The organism is Bacillus swezeyi, assembly GCF_030908325.1.
Lineage (GTDB): Bacteria > Bacillota > Bacilli > Bacillales > Bacillaceae > Bacillus > Bacillus swezeyi.
The window spans coordinates 4200350-4216461 of record NZ_CP133085.1; the positions used below are offsets into that span (position 1 = coordinate 4200350).

16 protein-coding genes are annotated in these 16112 nt (G+C 44.8%); 7 read left to right on the forward strand and 9 right to left on the reverse strand.

Translation table 11 applies throughout. The annotated features are described in order from the left end of the window. Positions 1–293 precede the first annotated feature (293 nt). Positions 294–1283: a UDP-glucose 4-epimerase GalE gene (gene galE / locus RBH91_RS21025; RefSeq protein WP_307892820.1), complete on the reverse strand. Its 990-nt coding sequence runs from the start codon at positions 1281–1283 to the stop codon at positions 294–296. 853 nt (positions 1284–2136) lie between these two features. Between galE and RBH91_RS21030 the strand changes: the two genes are divergently transcribed. The 4 genes from RBH91_RS21030 to RBH91_RS21045 all read left to right on the forward strand — a co-directional run bounded on the left by RBH91_RS21030 (position 2137) and on the right by RBH91_RS21045 (position 5482). Further along, a complete protein-coding gene (locus tag RBH91_RS21030; protein WP_076759541.1) occupies positions 2137–2286 on the forward strand; it encodes an anti-repressor SinI family protein in 150 nt (49 codons plus the stop codon). Positions 2287–2893: 607 nt separating this feature from the next. Then, entirely contained in the window at positions 2894–3457 is a 564-nt protein-coding gene (locus RBH91_RS21035) for a flavodoxin family protein (protein WP_307892821.1), read from the forward strand. Between the two features lie 174 nt (positions 3458–3631). Beyond that, positions 3632–3940 carry a DUF485 domain-containing protein gene (locus RBH91_RS21040; RefSeq protein WP_307892822.1) on the forward strand — a complete coding sequence of 103 codons (309 nt, stop codon included), beginning with the start codon at positions 3632–3634 and terminating at the stop codon, positions 3938–3940. A 3-nt stretch (positions 3941–3943) separates the two neighbouring features. Then, complete coding sequence (locus RBH91_RS21045) at positions 3944–5482, forward strand: solute symporter family protein (protein WP_307892823.1); 1539 nt, start codon at positions 3944–3946, stop codon at positions 5480–5482. 56 nt (positions 5483–5538) lie between these two features. Here RBH91_RS21045 and xylB read toward each other — a convergent pair whose 3' ends face one another. Both xylB and xylA read right to left on the reverse strand, forming a co-directional pair. Then, the gene (xylB, locus tag RBH91_RS21050; protein ID WP_307892824.1) at positions 5539–7038 is read right to left on the reverse strand and encodes a xylulokinase; all 1500 of its coding nucleotides are present in this window, start codon (positions 7036–7038) and stop codon (positions 5539–5541) included. Further along, positions 7026–8384 carry a xylose isomerase gene (gene xylA / locus RBH91_RS21055; RefSeq protein WP_307892825.1) on the reverse strand — a complete coding sequence of 453 codons (1359 nt, stop codon included), beginning with the start codon at positions 8382–8384 and terminating at the stop codon, positions 7026–7028. Before xylA ends, xylB begins: the two co-directional genes overlap by 13 nt. A 212-nt stretch (positions 8385–8596) precedes the next feature. Between xylA and RBH91_RS21060 the strand changes: the two genes are divergently transcribed. Further along, the gene (locus tag RBH91_RS21060) at positions 8597–9760 is read left to right on the forward strand and encodes an ROK family protein (protein WP_307892826.1); all 1164 of its coding nucleotides are present in this window, start codon (positions 8597–8599) and stop codon (positions 9758–9760) included. Positions 9761–9796: 36 nt separating this feature from the next. Here the strand turns inward: RBH91_RS21060 and thiE are convergent, their stop codons facing one another. From thiE to RBH91_RS21085, 5 genes are all read right to left on the reverse strand, one after another. After that, positions 9797–10471 (reverse strand): thiamine phosphate synthase, encoded by a 675-nt coding sequence (gene thiE / locus RBH91_RS21065; RefSeq protein WP_307892827.1) that lies wholly within the window; start codon positions 10469–10471, stop codon positions 9797–9799. Between the two features lies 1 nt (position 10472). Next, on the reverse strand, positions 10473–11282 hold the full coding sequence (gene thiM / locus RBH91_RS21070; RefSeq protein WP_307892828.1) for a hydroxyethylthiazole kinase: 810 nt from the start codon (positions 11280–11282) through the stop codon (positions 10473–10475). Further along, on the reverse strand, positions 11279–12196 hold the full coding sequence (cidR, locus tag RBH91_RS21075) for a cidABC operon transcriptional activator CidR (protein ID WP_307892829.1): 918 nt from the start codon (positions 12194–12196) through the stop codon (positions 11279–11281). Before cidR ends, thiM begins: the two co-directional genes overlap by 4 nt. Positions 12197–12335: 139 nt before the next feature. Continuing rightward, positions 12336–12605, reverse strand: coding sequence for a YwqI/YxiC family protein (locus tag RBH91_RS21080; protein WP_076759559.1), 270 nt, complete (start codon positions 12603–12605; stop codon positions 12336–12338). Continuing rightward, positions 12602–13030, reverse strand: a complete 429-nt coding sequence (locus tag RBH91_RS21085) for a DUF5082 family protein (RefSeq protein WP_076759562.1) — start codon at positions 13028–13030, stop codon at positions 12602–12604. Before RBH91_RS21085 ends, RBH91_RS21080 begins: the two co-directional genes overlap by 4 nt. A gap of 483 nt (positions 13031–13513) precedes the next feature. Between RBH91_RS21085 and RBH91_RS21090 the strand changes: the two genes are divergently transcribed. Then, the gene (locus RBH91_RS21090) at positions 13514–13900 is read left to right on the forward strand and encodes a CidA/LrgA family holin-like protein (RefSeq protein ID WP_076759564.1); all 387 of its coding nucleotides are present in this window, start codon (positions 13514–13516) and stop codon (positions 13898–13900) included. Then, positions 13882–14565 carry a CidB/LrgB family autolysis modulator gene (locus RBH91_RS21095; RefSeq protein WP_307892830.1) on the forward strand — a complete coding sequence of 228 codons (684 nt, stop codon included), beginning with the start codon at positions 13882–13884 and terminating at the stop codon, positions 14563–14565. The genes RBH91_RS21090 and RBH91_RS21095 overlap by 19 nt, the downstream gene beginning before the upstream one ends. A gap of 210 nt (positions 14566–14775) precedes the next feature. On the opposite strand, the gene RBH91_RS21100 is transcribed toward RBH91_RS21095, so the two are convergent. Next, entirely contained in the window at positions 14776–15966 is a 1191-nt protein-coding gene (locus RBH91_RS21100; protein ID WP_307892831.1) for a class I SAM-dependent rRNA methyltransferase, read from the reverse strand. Positions 15967–16112 lie beyond the last annotated feature (146 nt).

Sequence of the window (16112 nt, forward strand, 5' to 3'; positions counted from 1 at the left end):
CGTTAAACTTCAAAAAACGAAAAATCCCCATAAAAAAAAGCTTTCAAAATCAGAAAGCTCTCAGATTGTTGACAAAATCCTAAAACGGTTTAAGGTTTTAGGATTTTGTCAACCTTTCAGCGTGATTGAAAACCTTTGCATTCTAGGAAGGCCGAGCATCGGAGCAGAGCGAATGTTGGAATTCGTGAGCTCCGACGCGCAGGCCTGACAACGAATGCGAGGGTTTGTCGACACGTTGAGAGCTTTCAAAATCAGAAAGCTCTTTTTGCAGTCGTTCGTTCCACTTTATTTTTTTATGACTGATAACCGTCAGGGTGTTCTTTAAACCAATTCCATGCGCTTTCAATGATCGTTTCCAAGTCATTGTATTTCGGTTTCCAGCCGAGCTCATGCATCGCTTTTTCAGATGAGGCGATAAGCTGTGCCGGGTCTCCAGCACGCCGTTCGGCCATCTCAGCAGGAATAGGGCGGCCAGTTACTTGACGGGCTGTCTCAACGACTTCTTTCACTGAAAAGCCTGTCCCGTTTCCAAGATTGTAAACAGCGCTTTCTCCTCCATCTCTGAGTCTTTCTACAGCAAGGATGTGCGCATCGACCAAATCCATCACATGGATATAATCTCTGATACACGTACCATCAGGAGTCGGATAATCATCTCCAAAAATCATGATTTTGTCACGTTTGCCGAGTGCAGTCTGCAGAATGATCGGAATCAGATGTGTTTCAGGCTGATGATCTTCGCCAATCAGACCCTTTACATGTGCTCCGGCTACATTAAAATAGCGCAGCACGACATGGCGGATGCCATACGCTTTTTCCGACCATTTCAACATTTTTTCAATTGCAAGTTTTGTTTCTCCATACGGATTTGTCGGGTTTGCCACATCTGTTTCCATAATAGGAACACGGTCAGGCTCCCCGTATGTAGCCGCTGTTGACGAGAAAACGATTTGCTTCACATCAAATTCCCTCATCACCTTTAATAGGCAGACAGCGCCATAAACATTGTTATCATAATATTTAAGAGGATCTGTTACACTTTCCCCGACCAATGAATCGGCAGCGAAATGCATGACCGCTTCGATCGTGTTTTCCTGAAACACTTTCCTTAGGAATGTTTCATCCCGTAAATCTCCTTTATAAAAAGATGCCCCGGACAGAGCCGCCTCCTCATGTCCTGTTTGCAGATTATCAATAATAACGACTTCTTCATCACGGCTTAACAGCTCTGCCACAGTATGGCTGCCGATATAACCCGCGCCCCCGCACACTAAAATAGCCAATTCATTTCTCTCCCTTCACCGATGCCAGATATATGGCATCATGCTCCACATTCCATTTTTCTGCCCATATGATTCTTTCTGCAACAGATCAACCATTTCAATATACAGCGGATTCCATTGCAGCAAATTTTAGGATTCATTCATCAGGCGATTTTATTTTACCATCTTCCAGCTTTTTCAGCTTGTATTGTCAAAATATTTTCATAAAACCAACAAAGAGAACGCAAACTCTTTTCACAATCCCAATTTGTTCCTCTCTTAGAATAGTTCGGATTTTCCATTATATCAAAGGTTTTTTGCCAGCGAAACGAGCCGAAAATCGTCCAAATTCTATACTTTTCTCACTGCTTTTGAAAACAAAGTTCTTTTTTTCCACTTAATAAACATTTTAATAGTATGATCGGATTATCCGTCTTTAACCCACTCTTTAAATAAGTATAAAGAACCCCGTCGCCCATCTCCTTGTTTTTCTCCCCTAATCCCTTGAAGATACTGCTTTTTCCGTCTCTAAATTTGTTCTTTTCAACTCTATTTTCTCTATTGTTTTTTGAAAATTCAAAGGATACTCGGCTGTAATTGAGAAATTCTTAATAGGGAAAAGTAATCATTTTTATTTGAATACTATCCAGTCAGTAATTGATTGTTTATTATTATAAGTAAGAATCTAAGATTTTTTGGTTTTTTTAGTCAGTTATTTAGGGAATAGGTAGGTTGAATCAACCTGCTTATGTGAACTTTTTATGAAATTTGTCATTGTTTTCATACGTGTTGTTTTATAACTTTAATACATCTCAAGGCAAAAACAGTTTTTCTTCCTTGAGATGAACAACGTCTTATCATATTGGAGGAATCTATGAATACTCAAACGAAACACAAGCTGGACAAAGATTGGGTGATTTTGATGAAGGAGGCGAAAAAAATGGGGCTGCATGTTGAAGATATAAAGGATTTTCTTCGCGCTCAGTCCAAACGCAAAGATGCTGACAGACAGCTAAGACAGTAGGGCTTACAAGGCATCGACCATTCATTCATAAAACAGGCGGTTCTGTTGAATCTTGAAGTTTCAAGACGATCCAGCCGGCTGTTTTCAAAGAGTGTTTAAAAAATTGATAATGACGTATGTTTTCAGGTGCAGGATACGGCCTGTGTATAGATTCTATCTGCTCCCTGAACGGTTTTCGCATGATGTTTGAGAGAGCAGCTTATCCTTTGCCATTTTACATAAACAATCCTTTAGGGCATTGACGGGATGCCTTTATATAGCGCTTGCAAGGTACTCACTGTCAATGCTGATTCCGGCTGTTTTGATAAATGTATAGCCTGGGGACCGCTTCCCATTCCCGCCGGCAGAGTCGGTTTAATCTGGACGATCCGCAATACTTTTCATTCTCCCATCCTCATAGGTATCATCCTTCTTTCTTATATACATTTTTCCGGTTCATATTCTTCGTTTTTGCAACCGTATTGCCGAGCAAATTCACTATCTTTTCATTTTCAGCATTTAATAATCGAATTTTCCGATGTTAAAAATCTAAATTATCAATTTTACTGATCGATAATCCTCATTATAAACTGATATTGAATCATTACAAACAGGAGGCAGGATCATGATGGGGATTGCAGTTATATGCGGAAGCTCACGAAAAAACGGTAATACAGAAGCGCTTGCGGATCAATTAATAGACGGACTTGGTGCAGATAAAATCTGTTTGCGCGATTTCCATGTCCGGCCGGTATCTGACTTCCGGCACAGCGAAACACGTCCGTATTATCCCGATGATGACTACAGGGATCTGTTAAGCCGGGTCGCGGAAAAAGACATCATCATTTTTGCCACTCCAATCTATTGGTACGGCATGTCAGGACTGATGAAAAATTTTATTGACCGTTGGTCCCAAACCTTAATTGAAAAAGGGAGAGATGATTTTAAACAGCAAATGTCGCGGAAAACAGGATATGTCATCGCAGTGGGTGATGACGAGCCGCATATTAAAGGGCTGCCGCTCATTCAGCAGTTTCAATATATATTTGATTTTATGAACATGACATTCGGCGGTTATATGATCGGCAAAGGAAATCAGCCCGGCAGTATTTTGAACGACTCCTCTGCACTTTTTTCCGTAAATGAACTGAGGCAAAAACTAGCGGCATATGAAAAGAGGCGAAAAGTATGACAAAAGAAAAAGCGGACAGCCGGTACGCGCTATGGAGAAAATATTTTTTGGAGATTGTCAGGTCTTTCATCTTATATAAATAAGCGGCATATGAAATTTGAAGAATAAAACCGGAGCTTGTTACATACCTTTGTTGTATCTTTTCAGACAAATATAAGGAGGGACGAAAAACAAATGAATAAAAATGAAATAGATTACAGCAAGGCTGCAGCATCTCCGGCGTTCCAGCAGCTGTTGAAACGAAAGCGCGCTTTTATTGTGCCGATGACGGTGTTCTTTCTGCTCTTTTACTTCCTTCTGCCGATTATGACATCCTATTTCACATTCTTGAATCAGCCGGCGGCCGGTGCTATTTCATGGGCATGGCTCTTCGCGGTTGCTCAATTTGTCATGACGTGGACGCTCTGTATTCTCTATACTAAAAAAGCCGATCAATTCGACCGGATGGCAAACGACTTCAAAAAGGAAAATTGGAGGGGTTGAATCATGAGTGCCACAGCCTTTATTCTGTTTCTTGCCATTGTAGCCCTCACGCTCGTCATTACGTACTTCGCAGCAAGGCGGACAAAAACGGCCAATGAGTTTTATACAGCAGGAGGAGGGCTTACCGGCCTTCAAAACGGACTGGCTATTGCGGGAGATTACATGTCAGCGGCTTCTTTTTTAGGAATTGCGGGGATGATCGCTTTGAACGGCTTTGACGGTTTTTTTTACAGCATCGGTTTTCTCGTGGCATATTTAGTCGTTCTTTATATTGTGGCCGAGCCGCTCAGAAATCTTGGAAAATTTACGATGGCTGATATGATCGCCTCTCGTTTTAAGCAAAAGAAGATTCGCGGAGTCGCGGCATTAAACACCATTACCATTTCAACGTTCTATATGATCGCTCAGCTCGTCGGCGCCGGGGCGCTGATTAAACTTCTGCTTGGCATCGACTATACGCTGGCCGTTTGTATCGTCGGCGTTTTAATGACCATCTACGTCGTATTCGGAGGGATGATCGCTACGAGCTGGGTGCAGATCATTAAAGCCGTTCTCTTAATGGCAGGAACGCTTATCATATCAATACTGGTTTTTTCCAAATTCGGATTCAGCCTCACAAACATGTTCGAGCAAATGAAAACGGCCACTCCTCTTGGTGCAGACTTCTTAAACCCGGGCAACAAATACAAGGTTCCTCTTGAAACGCTTTCACTTAATTTGGCACTTGTCCTCGGGACGGCAGGGCTTCCCCACATCCTCATCCGGTTTTATACGGTGAAAGATGCCAAAACCGCAAGGAAATCGGTTGTTTCTGCTACATGGATTATCGGTATATTTTATATTATGACGGTGTTTCTCGGTTTTGGCGCTGCCGCATTTGTCGGTTTTGAAAACATTTTAGCTGCGGATCAGGCGGGGAATATGGCTGCGCCGCTGCTGGCTCAGGCACTTGGAGGAGATTTCTTGTTCGCCTTTGTCTCAGCGATCGCCTTCGCTACGATTTTGGCAGTTGTTACTGGACTTGTGCTGTCTGCGGCTTCCGCCTTTGCTCACGATATTTACAGTCAGATTATCAGAAAAGGAGCGGCGACAGAAAAAGAGCAGATGATCGCTGCAAGATGGGCTTCCATTGGTGTATCCGTGCTTTCGATCCTGCTCGCTGTCTTCGCCCAGTCGCTGAATGTCGCGTTTCTTGTGTCTCTGGCATTCGCGGTGGCGGCAAGCGCCAATCTTCCGCTTATTATTTTCACTGTATTCTGGAAGAGATTTAATGCAGCCGGGGCTCTGACAGGAAGTCTGATCGGGCTTCTGAGCGCTTTGATTCTTGTCTCCATCAGTCCGAGTGTTTGGGATCCGGCCGGAAATGCCATCTTTATCGGAGAACCGCTGATTCCAATTTCAAATCCGGGCATCATCTCGATTCCGCTCGGCTTTTTAGGAGCGTATCTCGGAACCGTCTTATCTTCAAAAACCCCGGATAAGGATGCATTTGCAGAGATTCAAGTGAAAGCGCACACAGGCATCCATATGGATCAATCTTAAAACATCGAGCCTGAAAACTAAAAACTTATGGGCCGCGCCTGCCCATAAGTTTTTGTCTATTTACGAAAGCACGCAAGCCGCTCATTCAATGGTTTCGTCTGCCGGTAGACATCTTTGTATATTTGAAACAAGTCTTGATATTGCCTGCTGATTTCCGGACGGGGGAAGAATGACTCCTTAGTATGAACAAATTGTCCGGCACAATCTTCAAGGGTCGGAAACCAGCGGCAGCCGACCGCAGCAAGCATTGCTGCACCGAAAGCCGGGCCTTGTTCACTTGTCAGCCTGACAATCTCGGCATTAAACGTGTCAGCTTGGATTTGCAGCCATTTTTCACTTTTTGCACCTCCGCCGATTGAAATGACACGGTCGATTTTTTTTCCGCCGGCGCGAAATTGTTCAATGCTCTCATGAAGAGAAAATGTGATGCCCTCAATAACTGCTCTAATAAAGTCTGCCCTCGTATGGGAGCTGTCCATCCCGATGAAGCTGGCGCGGATATCGGCGTCAGCGTGAGGGGTTCTTTCTCCGGAAAGATACGGGGTAAACAGCAGCCCCCTTGCTCCTGGTTTAGAACGGTCCATTTCGCTGATTAATGAATCAAATGAATACTGATCAGCGAATACATCCTTAAACCAGCTGAAGCTGCGTCCGGCTGAAAGCGTCACACCCATTGAATAATACGACCCAAAAGCAGCGTGGTTAAAAAAGTGGATATTCCCTCTAAACTCTTGTTCAGGGTCTGTTTCATAGGTGAGAACGACACCTGACGTACCGATGCTGCACAGGGCGGTGCCTTCCCTTAAAATCCCGGCGCCAACCGCTCCGCATGCATTGTCCGCCCCTCCGGCGAACACCTTGACATCGGTCGACAGCCCGGTTTCCGCCGCAAATTCTGCTGTGAGACCGCCGACACAGGCGCCTGATTCGACTAATTCGGGGCAAATTGACTCCGGTATTCCCAGCCGTCTGCATATTTCTCCGCTCCAGTTTTTGTGCTTTACATCAAGCAGAAGCGTGCCCGCCGCATCCGAGTACTCGCTGTGAAGACATCCCGTCATGGTGTATCTGACATAATCTTTAGGAAGCAAAAAGACTGCCGTCTTTTCAAACAGCTCTTTTTCATGCTCCTTCACCCACAGGAGCTTCGGAAGGGTGAATCCTTCCAGCGCCGGATTTTTTACAAGCTCAAGAAGGCGCGCCTCCCCGATTACTCCGTTAATCTGCCGGCATTGATCAGCTGTCCGGGTATCATTCCATAAGACGGCATTTCGCAATACTTCTCCTTCGCGGTTTAAAAGGACCAGCCCATGCATCTGTCCTGAAAAACTGATGCCTTTGATCTGAGCTGCCTCAACACGGGCATTCTCGATCAATTCCTTTATGGCTACTTTCGTTTTCTCCGCCCATTCTCTTGGGTCCTGTTCAGAATAACCCGAATGCGGCTGTATGATCGAAAACGGCTTAGAGGCTTCCCCGCACATTTCTCCGTGCTGGTTGACAAGTATGACTTTGACCGCGCTTGTGCCAAGGTCAGCCCCGATCACATATTCCACTGCTGTTTCTCCTTTCTAGCCGGTGACTCGCGCAAAACATTTAATAAATAGCGGTTGACTGTCGCTTTAAGATTTTCCTGACGGCCGGATCGGTTTTCAATATGGTCATTTTCAAGCGCGTAAGCGGCAAGTTTTTTCAGATCGGTCCGCCCTTCTGCAATTTCGAGACCAATGCCTTTCGTATAGCTTTTGTAGCGCTCATCTATCATCCGTTCGAGCGCTTTGTCCTCCAAAAGCCGATAGGCGACCTTTAAGCCGACCGCATACGTATCCATTCCGGCGATATGCCCGAGAAATAAATCTTCGTCCGCAAATGAGGCCCGCCTCGCTTTGGCGTCAAAATTGATGCCGCCTGTTTTAAAGCCGCCCGCTTTCAGAATTTCATACATAGCCAAAACCGCGGAATACAGATCTGTCGGGAACTCATCTGTATCCCAGCCCAGCAGCAAATCCCCCTGATTCGCATCAATAGAACCGAGCACATCGTGAAGGGCAGCCACCCGGAGCTCATGCTCAAACGTATGCCCTGCCAAAGTCGCGTGATTCGCTTCCAGATTCAGTTTGAAATGATCTTTTAGTCCATATGTTTCTAGAAAAGCAATCGATGTCGCCGCATCAAAATCATATTGATGCTTTGTCGGCTCTTTCGGCTTGGGCTCGATTAAAAATTGGCCGTCAAAACCGATTTCTTCGGCATAATCAACCGCCATCCTGTAGAAGGCCGCCAAATGATCAAGCTCAAGCTTCATATTTGTATTCAACAATGTTTCATAGCCTTCTCTGCCGCCCCAGAACACATAATTTTCCGCTCCGAGCTCTTTGGCGATTTCCAATCCTTTTTTCACCTTTGCTGCTGCATGGGCATAAACATCAGCATTGCAGGAGGTTGCCGCACCATGGACATATCTCGGATGTGTAAACATATTGGCTGTATTCCATAATAATTTCACACCGCTTGTCTCCATCATTTCTTTTAAAAATGACGCCATTTTATCTAAATAAAGAAACGTTTCCCGCAATGTATCGCCTTCCTGCACGATATCAACATCATGAAAACAAAAATAAGGAACGCCGAGCTTTTCAAAAAATTCAAAAGCCGCTTCTGCACGGGCTTTCGCTTTATCCAAAGGCTGTGTCAGCCGATTCCACGAACGGCTCATCGTTCCGTCGCCGAAAGGATCTTTCCCGTCGGCATCAAACGTATGCCAATACGCAACAGCAAAACGGAGGTGTTCCTTCATCGCCTTGCCGCCGATATATTCTTCCGGGTTGTAATATTTATACGCGTAAGGATTTTCCGAATCTGCGCCTTCATACTTGACCTTTCCCACTTCGTTAAAAAACATTTTCGATCTCCTCCTCATGTTTTCTTGAAAAAATACTCACAGAGATACATCAGCGGCAAGTTTGTTTAACCATTAAACTAACTTTCCTATATTTATTTTACAAGATCAATTAAACGCTTTCAATTGGAAATGCTAGAAAAATTTTGTTTTTACATTTTGTTATAATATAATAAAATGACAGATTCATAACACGCAAAAGAGAGTGATTGCCATTGAATACCGCGGACCAAGCCCTTGTAAAGAAAATGAATAAAGCGCTTATCCTTGAGCAGATTATTGCAAACGCCCCCATCTCAAGGGCAAAGCTTTCAGAAATAACGGGATTAAATAAATCGACCGTTTCTTCCCAGGTGTCTTCCCTGCTTCAAAAGGAAATGATTTTCGAAACCGGCCGCGGTGAATCGAGCGGCGGCAGACGGCCTGTCATGCTGAAATTCAATCGCAAAGCGGGCTATGCGGTCGGCGTTGATATTGGGACGAATTATATGATCGTCGTTTTAACCGACCTTGAAGGCAACATTATTGAACATGATGAACGCGATCTTGATGAAGAAGATATTCCGGCCACAGAACAGGCATTAATCGAACTCGTTGGACTTGCCATCGAGAAAATGCCGCCCTCCCCCTATGGCTTGGCAGGGATTGGCGTGTGTGTGCCGGGCTTGGTTGACAACGCCCAGCAAGTGGTGTTCACGCCAAATAAGCCGATTCATCTGATTGATTTGAAAAACCTGCTTGAAGAAAAATTCAATGTTCCGATTTTTATTGAAAACGAAGCAAACGCCGGAGCTCTCGGCGAAAAGGAGTATGGTGATGCCAGACATTTGGAGCATGCGGTTTTTGTAAGCATCAATGCCGGCATCGGTTTGGGGATATTGATGAACGGCAAGCTTTTCAGAGGTGTCGAGGGGTTTTCAGGCGAAGCGGGGCACATGTCGATTGATTTTAATGGCCCGGCATGCCGCTGCGGAAATAAAGGATGCTGGGAGCTTTACGCATCAGAAAAAGCCATTTTTTCTTCATTCCTTTCAAATACAGAGGTGCCATTGCATCAAATCGTAAAAGAACTAGCCGACCGCGATGACCCAAACATGCTTAAAACGTTTGAAACATTTGGATTCTATATCGGCGTGGGGCTGCTCAACATCATTAAAACGCTGAATCCCGGCACGATTATTTTGCGCAATACGATTGTGGAATCTTATCCGATGATCGTCGACTCCATTAAGAAAACCATCTCCTCAAGAAGCGCAAAAGAAGCGCTGACCGATTATCAGTTGAAAATTTCCTCACTTGGCCGCATTGCCTCCTCGCTCGGCGTTTCACGCATTGTGATCGAGCGCTTTCTCGAACAGTTTATGAATGAGATGGTTTGACGAAGAGCTGCCTCCTATAAAAAACGCAACCCCCAACTAGGAAGTTGCGTTTTTTTTGATATCCTGCACCTTCATATAGAACGCGCCGGCCGCCTGTTTTGGATCAGAGGCCTTGCTGATGGCGCTGATGATGCTGATGCCGTCAGCTCCTGCTTCTATAACGGGAGCGCAGTTTTTGATCGTAATCCCGCCGATGCCGACTGCGGGGATATCGATGCCTTGTCTGCGCATCTCTTTGATCAATGCGACGCCTTGAACGGCTTTTGCATCGCGCTTCGTTTCTGTAGGATAAATCGGTCCCGCGCCGATATAATCGGCACCATCCTTTTCTGCTTTTATGACTTCTTCAAGGGTATGGGCGGACACGCCGAGAATTTTGTCACCGATTTTGGCGCGGACGTCAGCGGCCTTTTCATCATCCTGGCCGATGTGCACACCGTCGGCATTAAGCTCAAGGGCAAGCTCGACGTCATCATTGATGATAAATGGAACGCGGGCCTCCCGGCAAAGAGCCTGCACCTTTTGAGCGAATGCCTTTTGATCTCCGACTTGCAGCGCCCCTTCCCCTTTTTCACGTAATTGAAAAAGGGATACTCCGCCTTTTAAAGCGGAATCAATCACTGTTAAAGGGTCTCCGTCGGTATTATTCGAACCCATAATAAAATATACGGATAACAGATCTTTCATTGTCTGCTTCGCAACCCGCGTCATACTACTCCACCTCTCTGACAATGCCGCGCTGTTTAATGTCATCAGCATTCACAGCAGCAAGCTGATTTAAAAATTCCACCTGAAAGCTTCCAGGTCCTTGATTTGCGGTTTTTTCCGCAGCCAGTTCCGCCGCCAAGCCATAAAAAGCGGCAGCTGATACAGCAGCTTTGCAATAATCTTTTTGAACGGCACAATACGCACCTATGACAGAAGTAAACAGACACCCGGTCCCTGTCACTTTCGTTAACAGCTCATGGCCATTCCCTATGGTATAAGCGCTTGTCCCATCAGTCACAACATCTTCAGCTCCTGTAATGACAACGACAGTATTCCAGGCTTTTGCCGCTTTTTTTGCCAGCTCCATCCGGTCGCCGCTTCCTTCTCCGGCGTCCACCCCTTTAATGGCCCAGTCTTCACCGAGCGTGTTGGCGATTTCGGCGGCATTGCCTCTGACGACAGAAACCTTTACCTTGCGCATGATCCGCTGGGCCGATGCCGTTCGAAAAGACGTCGCCCCCGCCCCGACAGGATCGAGAATGACGGGAACCCCATGCTCGTTTGCAGATTGCCCTGCAATTATCATCGATTCTACAGACTCAAGGCTGAGCGTGCCAATATTAAGCACTAGAGCTCCGGCGATTTTTGCCATTTCGGCCGCCTCTTCCCTCGCATAAGCCATCACCGGAGATGCGCCGAGAGACAGCAAACCGTTTGCTGTAAAGTTTGTCACGACATTGTTGGTCATGTTGTGAACGAGCGGTTTTTGTTTTCTGACCTCTTCAATTCCTGTTGCGGCATCTTGTTGATTCATTTTGCCTCATCCCTTTCTGGTTTTGAATTCGCACTCCATATATACGATTTTGTATGATCAATCCAAGCCCTGGCCGCAAATGAAAGATAGCGGTCTTTTCTCCAGATAACAGCGATATGCCATGGGATGGAGGGTCTGACTAAGGGGATGATTTTCACCCTTTCCGGATCAAGATCCCGACAGATTCTTTCCGGCAGAAGACCGATGCCGAGATTTGCCGAGACCATTTCACTGATAAAATCCCATTGTGACGTCTCATAAATCACATTCGGCTGAAATCCCGCTTTCAAACATGACGTAATGATCCGTTCATGGAGAACAAAGTCTTCCCGAAAAAAAATAAACGGTTCTTCGCTCAATTGCTTCAGCTCAATTTCTTCCGCATCACTGAAGCGGTGTGAAGGATGAACGACAAGCATTAAATTTTCTTTTACGATCGTAAAGGAATGAAATATTTCTTCTTTTGCCGGCAGGACAACAACTCCGATATCAAGCGATCCGTCTTCTACACCCTCCTGCACTTTCACAGATCCGTGCTCAACAAGCTGAAAGGTGACATTAGGATATTTGTCTCTGAAATCCCCTATCACTTTCGGGAAAAAACCGGAGCCGATCATAGGCGGCAAACCGATTCGAACATGTCCTTTTTTCACGTCCATTAAATCATTCAGCTCTGAAGTCAGATTTTGAAACGACTTGGTAATCTCCTGGGCCTGCACATACATGCTTTGTCCGGCATCAGTCAGCTCGATCTGCCGCCCGCGCCGGTAAAACAGCTCAATCCCCAGCTCTTCTTCAAGATTTTTAATCATCTTCGAAATCGTCGGCTGTGATATGTATAATGACTGGGCCGCTTTTGTAAAGCTTTTCAGACGGGCAACCTCCAAAAAATAGGTTAGGTGACGTATGTCCATTTGTTTGACATCCTTTCAGAGCTTTTCATATATCATATTTGCTGTTTACCCTCATATTTTAAACCAAATTTAAAATTTTCTGCACCCCAACCTTTTTTCAGGGCCCGAAAAAAAGCTGCCGGCAAATTGCCGGCAGCACTTATTTTCTGGCGATTGCTTCATCTTGTTCCTTCAATGTATCCACATTCGACCGGGTGTCTTCAATATTTTTATGAACGGCTTCTTTGTACTGTTTGACCATGTCGCGAATGGTGTCTTCGCGTTCAAGCCATTTTTTTGTAAAGTCAAGGTTGTTTTGGCCAAGAGACCCGGCTGAAGGTCCTTTTAAGGAAACAGAGTCAAGCGCGCTTTTTACCTGGTCCAGCTGCTTCATGACCGCTGCATGGTTCAGTTTAATCGTTTTACTCATTTCAACCACCCTTTTAAACCATTAATTGTGCTGTGCAGAGCATCGACGGCTTCTTCTCCTTTTTCCAGCAGAAAGTCCGCCCGGTCCGCCGACCAGCTTGCAGCTTCAACCGCTCCTTTTTCAGCGTCTAAAGCAAATATCTTTAAATCGATTTTATGAATATACCTCTCATAATCATCGTTAAAAATTCTGTACATGACGGTGTGCGCTTCATCACGTGCTTCATTAAAATCGGCTGCCCGGCTTCCGGTCCAAGATTTTTCAAGACTCGGACGTAAAATCTGTCGGATTTCTTCAATGCCGAGATTTTGTTCCCTTTCAACATCCCGTTTTGCCCGTTCCAGCCTTGAAATTTGTTCTTCCAGCTCCGCCGCTTTATGCGAGAGTACGCCGTGTATTTTTTGCAGCGTGCTTGAGTAGTCCATTCATTGTCACCTCTGAAATTGCAGTATGATTTACATTGGTTTTTTCCTGTCAAATCACGCTTCAGTTGCCATTCATAGATTCACATCTTTTACTAGACTTGCGCACATTTCCAATATTTATAGTTTAAGTCGAAAAGCATGGATGTTGAATAGGCTTTAAATACTGTTTTTAGGGCATTATACACAGCTGCTAACCTTTACGACTGAGGTTTTTAAGAATATACGCCCGGTCTTTTCGAATTAACCACAGGGCCTTCTCTCCTCGACCAAGTCCAAAGACACGGGAACGAGGCGGTTTGATTGTCACAAAAATCAGCCAATCTATTCCGAATGACAGTTTCTAATTTTAGTAAATAAACTGTTTCTTTTGCCCTGGTTTTTGCTTTTTTCATATAGACAAAATGAATAATAACTATTCTGTTTATGTATTTTACCTATACCTAAATCTCATGTACACTCTTGTTTAGAAAGGGGGATAATGACATGAAAACATTCATTAAAGGAATCGGTCAGGTCGCTCTTTTATTTATATTTGCGCGTTTGATGAATCTGCTTGTTGAGGTTCTTCATATAAAAATACCCGGAAGCATTATCGGTATTATCGTGATCTTTGCGCTTCTCCATTTCAAGGTCATTAAGCTCGAATGGATTGAAATCGGCGCATTATGGCTTCTTGCGGAGCTTCTTCTGTTTTTTGTCCCTTCAGCGGTAGGAATTATGAATTATGGAGAGTTACTTAAGGAATTCGGAACAAGCATTATACTCGTTGTGCTGCTCAGCACTTTTGTCGTCATGGTCTCAACGGGGATGCTGACTCAAATGATTGCTAACAGAAAGGAAAGGAAAAAAACATGTTCATCGGATGCATAAGCCTGATTGCCACAGTGTTCATTTATATGGGGGCAAAGGCGCTGTATACCCGTCATCCCAAGGTGTATGCTTCACCTCTATTGATCACTCCGCTGATATTGGTCGGCCTCCTGCTTTTGATCAATGTACCTTTTGATGCATACAATGCAGGCGGACGGCTGCTGACAGACATGCTCCAGCCTGCTACTGTGGCTTTTGCGATTCCGCTCTATAAATATTTTCCGATCTTAAAAAAATACGCTGTTGAAATCATGATCAATGTAACAGTCGGCTGTTGCATTGCGATTCTGTCAACAGCGTTGATCGCAAAGCTGTTCAAGCTGAATGCAGACCTTATCGAGAGCCTCGTTCCAAGATCGATCACAACCCCGATTGCGATGAGCGTGTCTGAAATGATCGGCGGAGTGCCCCCGGTCACGGCCGTGTTTGTCATTTTGACCGCTTTGTTCGGATCAGTGATCGGACCGATGGTGATCCGCTATTTTCGGATCGACAATGAAATTGCAAGAGGCGTTTTGCTCGGAACAAGCGCCCACGGCGCCGGCACGTCAAAAGCGTTTGAGCTAAGCTCAGTGTCCGGGACCATCTCCAGCGTATCAATGATTTTAGCGGCGATTATTACACTTTGCGCCGCACCGTTTTTGATTTCTCTTGTGACGGTGTAATAAATAAACCCCGAATGGATCATTCGGGGTTTTATGTTGAAATCCATAACTTCCCGCTAGTCAGTTTTTTGCGTAACCTCAATATACATGAATCATCTGGTAGAAATTTTTTGTCTCGTAAAATGCACAAAAAAGCCTGGGAATGCGAACGCACCCTCAGGCTTATCCTGTTTCTGGAACAAAATGCTCTGATGTCAGTTTTCAACCATTTTAGCGGCGCTGAATCCGCAAAAATACAACCTTTAAATAATTGCCCTCCGGATAGCTTTTTATCGTTTGAAAGTCTTCAGGCAGAGAGTGTTCTTCCAGAATCGTGTAGCTTGTTCCCGTTTCTTTGCACGCCGATTCAATGAATCCTTTGAACTTTTTCATCCCAAAAGCGCTGCTGTTTGTTGAAGCGACAATAACCCCTTGATCTTTTGTAATTTGGATCGTTTCTTTCAACAGATTTTTATAATCCTTTGCCGCGCTGAACGTATGTTTTTTCGTTCTTGCGAATGATGGCGGGTCAAGGATCACCAGATCAAAGCTAAACTGTTTTTTGGCGGCATATTGGAAATATTTAAAGACATCCATCACTTTTATGTCATGGGCTTCATAATCAAGGCCGTTGACGCTGAACTGTTCGATCGTCTTGCTTAAACTGCGGTTTGCAACATCAACGCTTGTTGTTTTTCGGGCGCCTCCAAGTGCTGCAGCAATGGAAAATGCCCCGGTATATGAAAATGTGTTCAGCACGGTTTTCCCTTCGGCATACCGGTCTCTAATCGTCTTGCGCACGTGACGCTGGTCAAGAAAAACGCCCGTCATGGCTCCGTCATTGAGGTAAACAGCAAAATGCATGCCGTTCTCTTTTACAATAATCGGAAACTCTCCCCTTGTTCCTTTGACAAAGTCGTCATCCTCGACATACTGCCCCGCCGTGTTAAATCGTTTTTTCTCATAGACGGCTTTATAGTCAGCCAGCTCATCAAGGGCGGAGATGATCAAATCCTTAAATGTATAAATCCCTTTGCTGTACCACTGAATCAGAAAATACCCATCATAATAATCGATCGTAAAGCCGCCGATTCCGTCTCCTTCCCCGTTAAACAAGCGAAAAGCTGTAGTTTCCGCATCTTGGAACAGTGTCTCCCTTTCCTGAAAGGCTTTTGCCAGCCTGCTCAGAAAGAAGTTTACATCGATTGATTCTTCCCGTTTTTTCGTCAGAACCCAGCCGATTCCTTTGTTCTGCTCCCCGTAATAGCCTTTTCCCAAAAAACCTCCGTTTTCATCATAAAGCTCGATCAGCGCTCCTTCTGTGATATGGCTGTCTGTTGAAAGAACAGATTCTTTCGAAATCAAAGGATAGCCTTTTTTAATCTTTTCCGCATAGCTGTGTTTTATCTTTAACGTCTTCATTGTTTTCAGTCCTTATGTCGAAGTCTTTCTCTATCCTACCATAATGCTCTATTCATTTTCCTATACATGATAGCCAAATTTCTCTGCCGGAATAATTGACAGATGATTCCGATTTTTCTAAGATAATGGAGGAAAAGAAGGAGGAA

What these genes read in the sequence shown, in the direction of transcription:
- RBH91_RS21030 (WP_076759541.1), top strand. Translation starts at nt 2,137, where the DNA reads ATGAATACTCAAACGAAACACAAGCTGGACAAAGATTGGGTGATTTTG.
- cidR (WP_307892829.1), bottom strand. Translation starts at nt 12,196, where the DNA reads ATGGACATACGTCACCTAACCTATTTTTTGGAGGTTGCCCGTCTGAAA.
- RBH91_RS21100 (WP_307892831.1), bottom strand. Translation starts at nt 15,966, where the DNA reads ATGAAGACGTTAAAGATAAAACACAGCTATGCGGAAAAGATTAAAAAA.
- thiE (WP_307892827.1), bottom strand. Translation starts at nt 10,471, where the DNA reads ATGACGCGGGTTGCGAAGCAGACAATGAAAGATCTGTTATCCGTATAT.
- RBH91_RS21090 (WP_076759564.1), top strand. Translation starts at nt 13,514, where the DNA reads ATGAAAACATTCATTAAAGGAATCGGTCAGGTCGCTCTTTTATTTATA.
- xylA (WP_307892825.1), bottom strand. Translation starts at nt 8,384, where the DNA reads ATGTTTTTTAACGAAGTGGGAAAGGTCAAGTATGAAGGCGCAGATTCG.
- RBH91_RS21045 (WP_307892823.1), top strand. Translation starts at nt 3,944, where the DNA reads ATGAGTGCCACAGCCTTTATTCTGTTTCTTGCCATTGTAGCCCTCACG.
- RBH91_RS21095 (WP_307892830.1), top strand. Translation starts at nt 13,882, where the DNA reads ATGTTCATCGGATGCATAAGCCTGATTGCCACAGTGTTCATTTATATG.
- RBH91_RS21040 (WP_307892822.1), top strand. Translation starts at nt 3,632, where the DNA reads ATGAATAAAAATGAAATAGATTACAGCAAGGCTGCAGCATCTCCGGCG.
- RBH91_RS21080 (WP_076759559.1), bottom strand. Translation starts at nt 12,605, where the DNA reads ATGAGTAAAACGATTAAACTGAACCATGCAGCGGTCATGAAGCAGCTG.
- thiM (WP_307892828.1), bottom strand. Translation starts at nt 11,282, where the DNA reads ATGAATCAACAAGATGCCGCAACAGGAATTGAAGAGGTCAGAAAACAA.
- RBH91_RS21085 (WP_076759562.1), bottom strand. Translation starts at nt 13,030, where the DNA reads ATGGACTACTCAAGCACGCTGCAAAAAATACACGGCGTACTCTCGCAT.
- RBH91_RS21035 (WP_307892821.1), top strand. Translation starts at nt 2,894, where the DNA reads ATGGGGATTGCAGTTATATGCGGAAGCTCACGAAAAAACGGTAATACA.